The 12,894-nt window shown below is 73.0% G+C and carries 11 protein-coding genes; 9 read left to right on the forward strand and 2 right to left on the reverse strand.

Translation table 11 applies throughout. The annotated features are described in order from the left end of the window. From ABD296_RS46820 to ABD296_RS46845, 6 genes are all read left to right on the forward strand, one after another. The coding region (locus ABD296_RS46820) for a hypothetical protein (RefSeq protein ID WP_344284067.1) at positions 1–249 on the forward strand (249 nt) is incomplete at its 5' end. Between the two features lie 79 nt (positions 250–328). Beyond that, positions 329–1,474 (forward strand): DnaA/Hda family protein, encoded by a 1,146-nt coding sequence (locus tag ABD296_RS46825; protein ID WP_344284072.1) that lies wholly within the window; start codon positions 329–331, stop codon positions 1,472–1,474. Further along, the gene (locus ABD296_RS46830; protein WP_344284075.1) at positions 1,471–4,044 is read left to right on the forward strand and encodes a hypothetical protein; all 2,574 of its coding nucleotides are present in this window, start codon (positions 1,471–1,473) and stop codon (positions 4,042–4,044) included. Before ABD296_RS46825 ends, ABD296_RS46830 begins: the two co-directional genes overlap by 4 nt. After that, on the forward strand, positions 4,041–5,165 hold the full coding sequence (locus ABD296_RS46835) for a hypothetical protein (RefSeq protein WP_344284078.1): 1,125 nt from the start codon (positions 4,041–4,043) through the stop codon (positions 5,163–5,165). The genes ABD296_RS46830 and ABD296_RS46835 overlap by 4 nt, the downstream gene beginning before the upstream one ends. Continuing rightward, positions 5,162–6,058 carry a hypothetical protein gene (locus ABD296_RS46840; protein ID WP_344284081.1) on the forward strand — a complete coding sequence of 299 codons (897 nt, stop codon included), beginning with the start codon at positions 5,162–5,164 and terminating at the stop codon, positions 6,056–6,058. The genes ABD296_RS46835 and ABD296_RS46840 overlap by 4 nt, the downstream gene beginning before the upstream one ends. 41 nt (positions 6,059–6,099) lie before the next feature. After that, positions 6,100–6,984: an aminoglycoside phosphotransferase family protein gene (locus tag ABD296_RS46845; protein ID WP_344284084.1), complete on the forward strand. Its 885-nt coding sequence runs from the start codon at positions 6,100–6,102 to the stop codon at positions 6,982–6,984. Between the two features lie 19 nt (positions 6,985–7,003). Here ABD296_RS46845 and ABD296_RS46850 read toward each other — a convergent pair whose 3' ends face one another. Then, positions 7,004–7,819: an SAM-dependent methyltransferase gene (locus tag ABD296_RS46850; RefSeq protein WP_344284087.1), complete on the reverse strand. Its 816-nt coding sequence runs from the start codon at positions 7,817–7,819 to the stop codon at positions 7,004–7,006. A 113-nt stretch (positions 7,820–7,932) separates the two neighbouring features. Here ABD296_RS46850 and ABD296_RS46855 point away from each other — a divergent pair, with 113 nt between their 5' ends. The 3 genes from ABD296_RS46855 to ABD296_RS46865 all read left to right on the forward strand — a co-directional run bounded on the left by ABD296_RS46855 (position 7,933) and on the right by ABD296_RS46865 (position 12,070). Next, positions 7,933–9,114, forward strand: coding sequence for a cytochrome P450 (locus ABD296_RS46855; RefSeq protein ID WP_344284090.1), 1,182 nt, complete (start codon positions 7,933–7,935; stop codon positions 9,112–9,114). A gap of 459 nt (positions 9,115–9,573) precedes the next feature. Next, on the forward strand, positions 9,574–10,434 hold the full coding sequence (locus tag ABD296_RS46860; protein ID WP_344284093.1) for a nuclease-related domain-containing protein: 861 nt from the start codon (positions 9,574–9,576) through the stop codon (positions 10,432–10,434). A 361-nt stretch (positions 10,435–10,795) separates the two neighbouring features. Next, complete coding sequence (locus tag ABD296_RS46865; protein WP_344284096.1) at positions 10,796–12,070, forward strand: HNH endonuclease signature motif containing protein; 1,275 nt, start codon at positions 10,796–10,798, stop codon at positions 12,068–12,070. A 537-nt stretch (positions 12,071–12,607) separates the two neighbouring features. On the opposite strand, the gene ABD296_RS50775 is transcribed toward ABD296_RS46865, so the two are convergent. Beyond that, the gene (locus ABD296_RS50775) at positions 12,608–12,760 is read right to left on the reverse strand and encodes a methyltransferase domain-containing protein (RefSeq protein WP_407061585.1); all 153 of its coding nucleotides are present in this window, start codon (positions 12,758–12,760) and stop codon (positions 12,608–12,610) included. Positions 12,761–12,894 lie beyond the last annotated feature (134 nt).

The following is a 12,894-nucleotide window of genomic DNA, read 5'->3' on the forward strand; positions in this document are numbered from 1 at the left end:
TGGCGGCACGCGGCGACCCGGATGGAGGCGGCCGGGGTGCGGCTCGTCGCGGTGACCGACGCGCCCGCCCCGCGCGACGCGTCGCCGCGGGGCGGCCGGCACCGGGACGCGGACGCCCCCGAGTGGGAGGCGCTCGGCGCCGCGCACCGCGCCGGCCTCGACTCCGTGGACGCCGCCGCGCTCGCCAAGATCCTCGGCGTCCTGCCTGGCGACGATGCCCCGCCGCTGCCCTTTCCCCTCGTCCCCTGACCCGCACGCCCCTGACACCGCACCGCTCCTGACACCGCACCGCACCGCACCGCACGCGCGACCCCGTGAAAGGCCCGCCATGACCGCACCCACCCCGCCCGAGGAAGCCCGGTCCGAGGAAGCACGGTCCGGCGACGCCGGCCCCGAGGCGCCGGCCGGGCCGCCGCCGCCCGCGCCCGAGCCGCCCCGCCGCATCGGGCTGTGGGGCGCGCCGACCTGCGGGAAGACGACGTTCCTCGCGGCGCTGCGGATCGCCGCCGAGGAGGGCGGGCACGACGTCCGGCTCGTCGGCTGCAACCGCGCGTCCACCGAGTTCCTCGCCGACACCACCCGGCAGCTGAAGATCGAGCGGCGGTTCGTCCCGGCGACCCGGGAGCTGCCGCCGAACCTGGCCTGGCAGCTGCACGGCACGCACATCCGGAAGGTGCGGCAGAACGTCGGCAAGCTGCGCTTCAAGCGGCGCCGCCCCGTCCCGTACACGGTGATGCTGGACATGATGGACGCCCCCGGCGGCATGTTCAGCAGCCGCCCGGAGGACCGGGCCGCGCCCGAGCCGTCGTCCGGGCTGCGGTTCAGCAGCTCCTCCGGATCCGACGACGGCGGGTCCGGCGGGGGCGGCGGCGACGCCGAGGAGCGGCTCGTCCGGCACCTGGCGGGCTGCGACGGGCTGCTGTTCCTGTTCGACCCGACCCGCGAGCGGGAGATGAACGACGCCTACGCGTTCTTCCAGCGCACGGTGCTGCAGATCTCCGAGCTGGCCGGGACCAGCGGCGTCGACCACAAGCTGCCGCACCACCTGGCCGTCTGCATCACCAAGTTCGACCATCCCGAGGTGTACGAGCGGGCCGTGCGGCTCGGCTACGTGACGCCGCCGGCGAGCATCTTCGGGATGCCGCGGGTGGACGAGACGCGGGCGCTGGAGTTCTTCCAGGACCTCTACCGCGGGACGCACGCGCACGACCCGGTGAACTCGCTGCTCAGGGGCATCCGTTCGCATTTCGGCGAGACCCGCACCCGGTACTTCGTGACGTCCGCGATCGGCTTCTACCGCGACCCGCTGGAGAACCGGTTCCAGCCGGAGGACTACCTGAACATCGCCGAGCAGTCCGACGGCGGCGACGGGCTGAGCGGCGAGGACCGGTTCCGGATCCGCGGCGACGTCGCCCCGATCAACGTGCTGGAGCCGGTCATGTGGCTGGCCGGGAACGTGGGCGAACCGCGATGAACGAGTCCGTGACCGCGCTGCGCGCGGGATGGGCGATCCGCGGCAAACCGCCGGGCAGCTACGACGAGTACCGCGTCACCGGCTGCGGCGGCCCCGACTTCTCCGCCGCCGACTACGCGCACATCCTGCGGCACTACGCGCTCGGCACCCCGTCGCCCGGACGGTCCGGCCCGGCCGCGCTGCCGTGGATCACCATCAGCGAGGTGCGCGGCGCCGACGACGGCACCCGCATCGGCGTCGCGCTGGAGGACTGGACGGGCGAGGCCGACGGCGCGGGCCGTCCCATCGCCGAGACCCGCTACCTGTGCGTGCCGTACGAGGCGCTGCGGGGGTCGCCGGTGTCGTTCACCGGGCTGCGCGAGGCGCTGGCCGCCCTCGCGCCGCCGTTCCCGTCCGACGGTCTGGACCTGCGCGTCCCGCCGTTCGATCCGGCGCGGCCCGCCGCGGCGGTCCGGCGGTTCGGCGTCCAGCGGGTCGCGGCGGCGGCGGCGCTGCTGCTGGACGGCCCCGTCACCGTGACCGGGGCGGGCGACCTCGCCGTCCTGGACCGGCTGGAGTTCCTCGACGCCGTCGCGAGCCTGCTGCCGTACGGGTGGCGGACCCGGTTCAGCGCGGCGACCTGGGACCAGAGCGGCAACCGGAACGTGTCGCTGGCGTTCGCGCGGCAGGTCCGCGAGCGCACCGCCGAGCTGGACTGGCAGGCGCCGCGGCTGCCGGAGCAGGACACGCCCGGCCGGGCGTACGCGGACATGCTCGCCGACCTGCTCGGGGAGCGGGGCCGCTCGCACGAGGACGTCATCGCGCACCTCGCCCACGCCACCGAGCCGCTCGCCGACGCCGACCCCGGCCTGGCGGTGCGGGTCCTCGGCTCGCTGGACTGGCCCGTCACGGTGCTGCGGGCGGTCGAGCGCGGCACGCACGACCCCGCCGACCTGCGGGAACTGCTGGACGGCGGCCGCTACCGGGAACTCGGCGACGCGGGCGCCCGCAAGATCCTCAACGCGCTGGTCCAGGAACGCGCCCCCGGGGACGTCCCGCTGCTGCGCAAATGCTGGACGGACATCGCGGGCACGACCGTGACGCCGTTCCGGGAGCTGTGCGCGGCGGTGCGCGGGCTCCTGTGGGACGGCGGGAACGTCCCGCCCGGCGAACGCGCGAACCGCGCGCTGCCGTACTTCGACCTCGCCAGCGACCTCGGAGGCGCCGACGCGCTCCTCGCGGCGCTGATCGCCCCGCCCAAGCGCGGCGCGGACGAGGCGGGCGCGGAAGCCGCCGGGAAGCTCGTCCTGGACGTGATCGGCCCCTGGTCGGTCACTCCGGACGGCCCGCAGTGGCCCGAGACGCTCGCCGTGCTGCCCCGCACGCCGCGCGTCGTGTGCGCGCTGATGACCGCCCTGGGGAGAGGCGCGGCGGGGCCGCTCCAGGCCTGGTACGAGCGGCTCACCCACCACCTGCCCGAGTCGCTGCTCGGCCTGTTCCGGCTCCTGCTGTTCACGCCGCTGACCCCGGTCGATGCCGGCAGGTTCGCCCAGCTCGCCGGGCACGACCCCGCCTGCGTCGGCGACGTGCTCGCCCTCGCCGCCGAGGCCCGGCGCCTCGGCCTGGTGCTGCGGGGCATCACCGGCTGGCTCACCGCGCTCGACCGGATCCCGGCCGGGGACGCGCTGCGGCTGAAGGGCCGGCTGACGAGCGCGCAGACGTCCGACCCGGCCGAGCGGGGCGTCCTGGACGGCCTGCTGCTGTGGCTCGGCGAGCCGCCGCACCACGTGACCGGCGGCTCCGCCGCGGACCACCCCCGCTACCGGGAGGGGTTCCATTCGGTATGGGGGCTGCCCATGCCGGAGGGGCGCGCCGACCGGCGCCGCCAGGCCCTCGCGACCTGGCTGCGGGCGGGCGGCTGGGCCGCCTCGCCCGGCGGCGCCGAGGCCGTCCTGCTGCTGGCCCGCGACCTCACCGCCGGGCCGCCCGCCGACGGCCGTCCCCTGGCGAAGGCGATGCTCGCCGCCCGCGCGCGCGTGCCCGGCCTCGACGCCGTCGCGGAGTACCAGGTCTGGTGGCACGAGGCCGCGCAACGCTTCCCGGAACTCGCGAAGGAGTCCCTGATGACGGTGCTGACGAACCTGCCGTACAACGCGCCCGCCGACCACGTCGGCAGGCTGTGCGCGGAGGAGATGGCGCGGGGCGTGCCGAACGACCGGATCGTCGGCATGCTGCTGGACGGCCCGCTGGAGCTGACCGGCGCCGCCGTGGTCCAGATCGTCGACGAGGTGCGGCTGTCGCTCGGCGAGCTCGGCGCGCCCGACGCGATGAACCGCGCCCTGGACCTGGCCCGCACGTTCGCGCGGGTGAACACCCTCGGCCCGGAGCTGCGCACCCGCGCCGCCGCGACGGCCGTGGCCGAGATCGACTTCTGGCTGCTGCTGATCGACGTCACCGCCGGGCCCGGCGAGGACGACGAGGTGCTGATCGGCGAGGACACCCGGGACCGGCTGAGGCGGATCTCCGAATGGGCGCAGCAGCTGGTCAAGGCGTCCAAGCCCGGCCGGTGGATCCGGGGCGGCAAGTCGTGACGGCGGCGGTCGACGTCGGGACCGCCACCACCCGGATCCGGACCGCCGCCGGGCTCACCGTCATCGAGACGCCGCCGCCCGACGCGGTTCCCGGGGTGCTGGCCCGGGCCGCCGGCACCGGACGGCAGGTCACCTGCGTGGTGCCCGACCACTGGCGCGACCACGGCGCCGGACTGGCGCGCCAGGAGCTGCTGCACGCGACCGTCCTGCCGGCCGGACCGGCCACGCTGATCGGCCGGTTCGCCGCGGTCGCCGCGCACGCCGCCGCGCGCACCGGTCCCGGCCGCTACCTGGTCTGCGACGCGGGCGCGTCCGGCGCCGGCGTCGGGCTCTGCGAGGTCTTCGGCGACTCCGTCCGGCTGGTGGACGGCGCCTTCGACGCGGGCGCGGGCGGCGACGCGTTCGCCGAGGCGGTGGCGCCGGGGCACCGGCGGGAGTTCGCGGCGTCCGCCGCCCAGAACGCCGAACGGCTCGCCGCCGTCCTCGCCACCGCCCGCGAGAAGGCGCTGTTCCGGAACGCGCTCGCGCTGCGCGCCGGTGACCTGGAGATCACCGCAGGCGCGCTGCTGGAGGCGTTCGAGCCAATCGGCGCGCGGCTCGCCGCCCTCGCGGGCCGCTGGCCGTCCGGGACGGCGCGCGTTGTACTGACCGGTGGCTTCGCCGAATTCCCGCTCGTTGCCGAGGTGCTGCCGGACGCCCTCCGGCTCGGCCCGCATGCCGCCGTCGAGGGCGCCGCGCTGATCGCGGACGGCCTGTTCCGCGAGGCGCCGCTGCCCGACGTCCGGCTGCCCATCCACCGGATCCGCGACGGGCTGCCCACCGAGGCCGAGATCGGCGTGCCCGGACGGCCCGGCCGGTTCGCCGCCCTCAACGGCCGCGACCTGCTGCTCTGCCACCGCCGCGAACCCGCGCTCGGCGCCCCGTCGCTGATGCTCGACGACACCGGGACGCTGCCGGTCGAGGTCGACGGCCGTCCCGCGCCCTGCCGCGCCGGCGCGCTGCCGCCCGGCGCGTACCGGATCGGGCTGCGCGCCGCCACCCGCGGGCCCGTCGTCGCGCTGTTCCCCCTCGCGCCGGACGCCGAACCGGTGCCCGTCCCCCTCGAAAGGCCCGCCCGATGACCGACGCGCTCGCCGCCCTGAAGGCCGCGCTGGCCGCCGCGCTGGAGAAGGCCCGCGCCGTCCCGCCGGGCGACGACCTTGCCGCGCTCCGGTTCGTGTCCGGGCTGGACGAGGCGCTCGACGACCTGCCGGAGCTGCTGGAGACGATGCCCGCCCTCGCCCGCCGCGGCGACCTCGGCCGCGACCTCGTCGCCCACTTCGAAGAGACGACCACCGAACTCGCCCGGATGCGCGCCGACCTCGCCGCCGACCACCGCCGCCTCTCCGAGCTGCGCCCGGTCCTGGACGCGATGAAGGCCACCGCCGGCGAGCACGCCGCCGTCCGCGCCGAACTCGCCGAACTGCGCCGCCTGGACGGCCTCCGCGACGACCTCGACGCGCTCCGCGCCCAGCGCGACGCCTTCGCCGCCCGGATGCCCGCGCTCCAGGCCGCCCGCGACGCGGAGGAAGAGCTCGGCGCGTCCGCCGCCGCCCTGCTCCGGCTCACCGGCGCGCAGCTGGAACGGCTGGACGAGCGGCTCCGGGAGACCGTCGAGAAGGCCGCCGCCACCGACGCCGGCCTCACCGACGCGCGCCGCCGCCTCACCGACGAACGCGCCGCCCTGGAGTCCCGGACCACCGAACTCGCCGCCGCCGCCGACGGCTTCACCGCCCTCAAGGCCGACACCGAACGGCTGATGCCCGCGCTCACCCTCTACCGCGACGCCGACCGCGCCCTCCTGGAGGGTCTGGCCCGCGGCTCCCTCGTCAAGTCGTCCGGCCTGCAACGCGCCCGCGACGCACTGGACCTGGTCGAACGCACCCTCGACGACCTGGACGCCGCGCTCGCCGCCGCCCTCGAGATCCACGACCACGCCCACGCCGAAGCCCGCCGCGTCCTCCCCCTCACCTAATTCGATTGACCCGCCGGAACGGCCTCGGGTCTGCTGGCCCGATGGCGAAGATGCACGCCGACGAGGCCGAGACGGACGCGGACCTCGTCCGCCGGCTGGTGCGCGGCCGGTTCCCGGAGTGGGCGGAGCTGCCGGTCGAGCGAGTCGTGTCCGGCGGGACCGTCAACGCCGTCTACCGGCTCGGTTCCGCGCTGTCCGTCCGGCTGCCGCTGACGGCGGGCGGGGTGCGGGCGCTGGAGCGCGAGGCGCGGTGGCTGCCGCGGCTCGCGCCCGGCCTGCCCGTCGCGATCCCGGTCGTCACCGGGACGGGCGGGCCCGCCGAGAGCTTCCCCTGGCCGTGGGCGGTGCACCGGTGGCTCGACGGCGAATCGCCGGTCGAAGGGCAGGCCACCGCGGACCTGGTCCGCGACCTCGCCAGCTTCGTCCTGGCCCTGCGCGGCACCGGCGTCGCGGGCGGGCCGACCGCCTACCGCGGCGGTCCGCTAGCCTCCGTCGACGCCGAGATGCGGTCGGCCATCGACCAGCTCAGGCGCACCGACGAGCCGTTCGACGCGGACGCGATCCAGTCGTCCTGGGGCGAGTCGCTCCGCGCCCCCGCCTGGACCGGGCCGCCCCGCTGGCTGCACTCCGACCTCATGCCGAGCAACCTGCTGGTGAACGCGGCCGGGCGCCTCACCGGCGTCCTCGACTTCGCCACCGCCGGCGTCGGCGACCCCGCCTGCGACCTGATCCCGGCCTGGAACCTGCTGCCGCCCGAGGCGCGCCCCGCCTTCCGGGACGCGATGGACGCCGACGACGCGTCCTGGCTGCGCGGCCGGGGCTGGGCGCTGTCGATGGCCGTGATCCAGCTGCCGTACTACCGCGCGACGAACCCGATCATCTCGGCCAACGCCCGGTACGTCATCCGCTCCGTCCTGGAGTCCTGACGTCGGGGCCGTCCAAGGGTCAGCGAACGCGGCCGACCGCGCACAGCATCGAGACGTCCTCGATCGCCGGACGGTCCTCCGCCGGCTGCTCCGGGCGCCAGTCCACGACCGAGCCGACACCCGGCGGCAGCAGTTCGAGGCCGTCGAAGAAGCGCGCGAACTCCTCGCGGCTGCGCAGCCGGAACGGCACCCCGCTCCGCTCGTTCGCCTCCACGCTCACCGCGTACTCCTCCGGCGTGAGGTAGTCGCCGGTCGCATGCGTCATCACCAGGTGGCTGCCCGGCGGAAGCGCGCCGAGCAGCCGCTGGACGATCCCGTACGGGTCGTGGTCGTCGGTGATGAAATGCATCGTCGCGACCAGCATCAGCGCGACCGGCCGGGACAGATCCAGGGTCCGCCGCAGGTCAGGGTCGGCGAGGATCTTCTCTGGGTCGCGCAGGTCCGCGTCGATGTAGGCCGTCCGCCCCCGCGGCTCGCTCGTCAGCAGCGCGCGTGCGTGCACCAGGACGATCGGGTCGTTGTCGACATAGACGATCCGCGCCGACGGCTCGATCGCCTGCGCGATCTCGTGCACGTTCCCCGCCGTCGGCAGCCCCGTGCCGATGTCGAGGAACTGCCCGATCCCCGCCTCCCCCGCCAGGTGGCCGACCACCCGGCGCATGAACGCGCGATTCTCCCGGGCGGCCAGGCTCACCGTGGGAAACGCCGACGCCACCATCTCCGCCGATTCCCGGTCGACCGCGAAATTGTCCTTGCCGCCGAGCCAGTAGTTGTACCGGCGGGAGGGATGCGCCTTCGTCGGGTCGATGCCCGGCGGAACTCGCTCGGTGTCCACGGCGGCCTCGCTTCGTCGTCCGCCGCGAAACCGCGACGGAAGTGAAATGCCAGGACACCATTATGCGTGGCAGGATCGGTCCATCGCGCATCGGCTACCCGGGAAGGCACACGGTGGAACCCCTCTACAGCCCCTTCGACTTCGCGATTCAGGAAAACCCCTACCCGGTGTACGCGGAACTGCGCGAAAAGTCACCGGTCCATCGCAACGAAACGGACGACTTCTGGGCGCTGTCCCGGCATGACGACGTTCTGTCCGCACTCCGCGACTCCGCGCGTTTCTCCAGCAGGAACGGGCTGCGCATCGAACCGGCGTTCTGGGGCCCCCAGGCGGAGAAGTTCTTCTCCTTCGTCGCCATGGACCCGCCCAAGCACACCCGGATGCGCGGCCTCGTCTCGCGCGCCTTCACCCAGCGCCGCGTCCAGGAACTGGAACCCCGCATCCGCGAGATCGCCCGCGACTGCGTCCGGCCGCATCTCGACGGCGACGCCTTCGACCTGATGACCGACTTCGCCGGCCGCTTCCCCACCGACGTCATCTCCGAACTGGTCGGCGTCCCCGAGGCCGACCGCGGCATGGTCCGCGACCTCGGCATGGCGATCATGTACCGCGGCGAGGAGGGCGACGACCTGCCGCCCGAGGCGCTGCAGGCCATCGGCGCCCTCGTCGGCTACTACACCGACCTGACGATCGAGCGCGCGAAGGAACGCCGCGGCGACCTGCTGTCCGGCCTGCTCGACGCCGCCGACGGCGACGACCGCCTCACCCCCGAGGAGATCGTCGGCGTGCTGATCCTGCTCGTCGGCGCCGGCATCGAGACCACCATGCTGACGCTCGGCAACGCCTGGCACGCCGCCTGGCTGCACCCCTCCGAGCGCGCCCGCGCGTTCGGCGGCCGCATCGACGACTGGATCGAGGAGACCCTCCGCTGGGACCCGACCTCCCAGGTCCTCGCCCGCACCACCACCGAGGACGTCGAACTGCACGGCGTCAAGATCCCCGCGGACGCGAAGGTCCTCCTGCTCACCGGCGCCGCCAACCGCGACCCCTCGGTCTTCCCCGACCCGGACCGCTTCGACCTCGACCGCGACACCGGCCCGTCCCTCGCCTTCGGCAACGGCCGCCACCACTGCCTCGGCGCGAACCTCGGCCGCCTCGAAGCCCGCATCGCGCTCCAGGAGGTCACCGCCGTCGTCGCCGACTACGAGATCGACGAGGACGGCGCGCAGCGCATCCACTCCTCCAACGACCGCGGCTTCGCCTCCCTCCCCACCCGCATCACCGCCCGCCGCTGACCCGCTCCGCGCCCCCACCCTCGACCGGAATGTCGAGATCAGCCTTGAACAGGTCGACGCGCGCGCCGGCGTCGGTCGACGTCCTCCCCCACGGACGCGACCACGCCGGCGTCCCGCGCGGCATCGTCCGGACGCCCCCGCTGCCCCGACAGGGCCTGGGCATGACTCGCCCTACGGCCCGCAGGTATTCGCTGTAAACGCGCCCCTTGACGTCGGTCAACGAGTCCCTCCGCGTCCATTTCCAGTCCCGATGATGCCGACAACAACCGTCCCCATCGACCGCCTCCCAGACGCCCACACTACCGAGGCCGACATCGATTCTCCCCTGACCCGCGCGGAGGCCATTTGCTAGCCCGACCCATCCAGAAGCCCGCAGCCAAGCTTCCAGATTCCCCGGCCCGCAGCGTCGCCGTGACCTAAGCTGCCAAGGTCCGTCAGAGATCGCGTTAGGGGCCCGTCGTGGACGATCTCGAAACGAAGACCTGGCGCCGTTACGGTCACCTGCGGATCTACGTGTCGCGCGGCGCACAGAAGGTCGGCTGGTACGACGTCCGCACAGGCCGCCACGAGCTCGACCTCCCCGAACTCGCCACGCCGTTCTGGGACGCCGTCCATACCGAATGCCACAACCTCGACGAACCCCCGCCGCCCCTGCCCCCGGCGCCGACCGCCTCGCCATCCCAAGAGCCGCCGACCACCGCCGAACCAGACGTCGACCTGAGGCACAACCAGGCCGGCGCCGCCGCGCAGGCCCGAGCCGACGAGCTGCGCGACTGGCGGACATGGCTCGCCGCAATGTTCGGCGTCCGCACGGAGTCCCGGAACTTCGCGGTAGGCGCCAAGGCCGAACGGACCGTGGGCGCCAAGCTCGACAAATGGGCGCGCAAGCACGGCTGGCACGTCCTCCACGCCGTTCCCGTAGGACGCAACGGCGCCGACATCGACCACGTCCTCATCGGACCGTTCGGCGTCGTCACCGTCAACACCAAGAGCACACGCGGAAAGGTCTGGGTCGCGGAGAACGGCATGATGGTCGGCGGCACCAAGGTCGACTACCTGCGCAATTCACGCCACGAGGCCAAGCGCGCACGGGCACTGCTGACCGATGCCTGCGGACGCCATGTCCCGGTGCACGCGGTCGTCGTGTTCGTAGGCGCAAAAGGCTTCACCGTCCGGAACGGCGGCCCGAAGGACGTCACCGTCCTACCCGACGTGAAGTCGTTCCACCGCTGGCTACGCCGCCGCGGCCGCGTACTCACCCCGGAACAGGTGACCAACGTCCACACCGCGGCCCGACGCCCGACGACTTGGCGAACCTGAACGATCACCGTCGTTGGAAGTCGTCCATATAGAAGCGGTGGCCAGATCGATCCTTGCTTGAATTCTGCCGACAACCTTGCGCCTCCCATCCTGCCAACGCGGGACAGGGAGGGTGTTCACTGGAAGGTGTTCAAACGTTTGAAGTAAAGGGTGTTCGTGTGGTGGGGTGGCGCTGGCGTACGGGGCCGCGCTCAAGGGGCAGGCTCCGCCTGCCCCGCCCCGGGTCGCGCCACCCCACCACCCACCCACGTACGCGTGTTCACAAACCCCCACAAAACGACAATCCATACCTTTCTTCAGAGCGCCGAAATAAAAGGCGGTTGAGCCGACATTTGTCGGCCACGTAGGGTATGCTTTACCTATGCAATCAGTGACGGTCGACCTTGACGCCGCGTCCACCGCACAATTGGTGGACGCGGTCTCAGCGATCGCCGCTGAACTCGCCCAACGCGAAGCTCCGGAATCGGCGGCCGCGTGCCTGGAACTCACCGAGACCTTGGCCGCCGCCTGCGATATGCAGGAAAGCGCCCTGGCCGGTTTCATTCGCCGAGTCGATGTCACTGGGGAGCAGAAGCGGTGGGGGTTCCCCTCGACGCGGGCGTGGCTGCGGTCGCGGTTGGGGATGCGGGAGAACCGCACCACCGAACGCCTCATCCTCGCCCGCCAGCGGCACCGCCTCCCCCAGGTCGCCGAACGCCTCGCCACCGGGGAACTGTCCTACGGGTATGCGGCCACGGTCGCGCAGAGTGTGGCGCGGCTGGAAGACACCGACTGCGCTCAGGCTGAGACCACCCTGCTCAGCTTCGTCGACCAAGGCTTCTCAGCCGCGAAAGTCGGGGTGTTCGGCCGCCGCATCTGCGACGTGATCGCCGAACGCGACGGCACCGAGACCACCCCCGGCCAGGATGCCAAGCGCGGGTACGCCAAGTCGTGGATCACCAGCACCGGTTCCCTGGACGGCGGCCGCTACATCAAGGGCTGGTTGAACGCCGAAGACGCCGCGATCTGGGACGGCACCCTCGCACCCCTGGCCAAGCCGGCCGGGCCCGACGACCACCGCGACGTCGGCGAGCGCACCGCCGCCGCGCTGTCCAGCGTCCTGTCGGGCGGGCACAAGGCCACCAAGGTCACCGTCATCTGCGACCTGGACACCCTCACCGGCGGCAACACCCCCGCCCGCCTCACCGACGGCACACCCATCCCCGCCGCCCAAGCCCGCCGCATCGCCCTAGCGGCCGGAGTGTCACCCCTCCTGCTCGGACGCGGCCACACCCCGCTGTACCTGGGGTACCGGGAACGGTTCGCCAGCGCCGCCCAACGACAGGTACTGGAGACGCAGTACCCGACCTGCGCGGTACGCGAGTGTGAGATCCCCGGGACGTTGTGCGAAGTCGACCACGTCAACGGCTGGGCCCTTGGACACTCACCCACCGACATTGATCAGCTCGCGCTGACCTGCGGATGGCACAACCGCTTCAAACACACCAGCCCGAACCAGATCGGGATCAGCAAAGATCCCGACGGGCGATACGTCTACCGGCTGCTACCACCACCGGGTGCACGATCAAGAACCCGGACCGGCAGCGGGCCACCGGGCACGATCAGCCCGCCTGACACCGCCAACTGGGCCGCATAACCCGCCCCACCCTCCACGCCACCGGTTCGTCCGAATCCAATCCGGATCTCGGGCGAACCGGCATGCCCGTTGCATCAGTCATCCCCTCGGCCGCAGCCAACTCAGGCAAGCACAGCAGAACGAGACCGCCCCTGGGGAGAGACCGAAGCAGAGGATCAGGCGTCGGCTTTGAGACGGAAGCTCAAGTCGGTCGCGCTGGCGGGGACTGGGGCTCCGTGGCGTCCGTGACCGCAGTGCCGGTCAGCCCAGCGGCCGCAGCAAGTGCCTGAAATCCAGACCTCGAGTACCAGTGCAGTACCCACGGACGCTCCACCACGGAACGGTCAGCGCCATGGTGGCGCTCGTAGCGCAACAGCGTCGTCTGGGTCCGCGCGACCTCGTCGCGTTCCTCGGCAAGTACGGACACTCGAAGCTCGGCGCCGTCAGGGCCGACCGCCGTGCGTGCCCGGCCGCATCGGCGGAGGAACGAAGAGGTGACCAGCGCTGTGCCCTTCTCGGCAAGGTAGGCGCGGATACCGCGCAGCGACGCCAACGGGATCAGGGCGACCGCGTTCCACCAGCGAATGGAGACTCGCGGGCCCGGCGACCGAGACGCTCCAGCTTGTCGGCGGATGAGTCGACGCCGTCAACATCCAGACCGCGTCGGCGCAACTCAAGCAAGGGATCGCCATCCCCGCACCCCAATTCCAATGCCGGGGCCCCTGACTTGGCCCGCTGGTTCGGGGGCGGTGGGGTGGCGCGACCCGGGGCGGGGCAGGCGGAGCCTGCCCCTTAGCGCTGCCTCAGGGGCCGCAGAGGCTCCAAAGTCAAGGGTGGACGAAGTC

The organism is Actinomadura napierensis, assembly GCF_039529375.1.
Classification (GTDB): Bacteria; Actinomycetota; Actinomycetes; order Streptosporangiales; family Streptosporangiaceae; genus Spirillospora; species Spirillospora napierensis.

Coding starts and splice junctions, on each gene's coding strand:
- ABD296_RS46825 (WP_344284072.1), top strand. CDS start 329: ATGACCGCACCCACCCCGCCCGAGGAAGCCCGGTCCGAGGAAGCACGG.
- ABD296_RS46830 (WP_344284075.1), top strand. CDS start 1,471: ATGAACGAGTCCGTGACCGCGCTGCGCGCGGGATGGGCGATCCGCGGC.
- ABD296_RS46840 (WP_344284081.1), top strand. CDS start 5,162: ATGACCGACGCGCTCGCCGCCCTGAAGGCCGCGCTGGCCGCCGCGCTG.
- ABD296_RS46845 (WP_344284084.1), top strand. CDS start 6,100: ATGGCGAAGATGCACGCCGACGAGGCCGAGACGGACGCGGACCTCGTC.
- ABD296_RS46865 (WP_344284096.1), top strand. CDS start 10,796: ATGCAATCAGTGACGGTCGACCTTGACGCCGCGTCCACCGCACAATTG.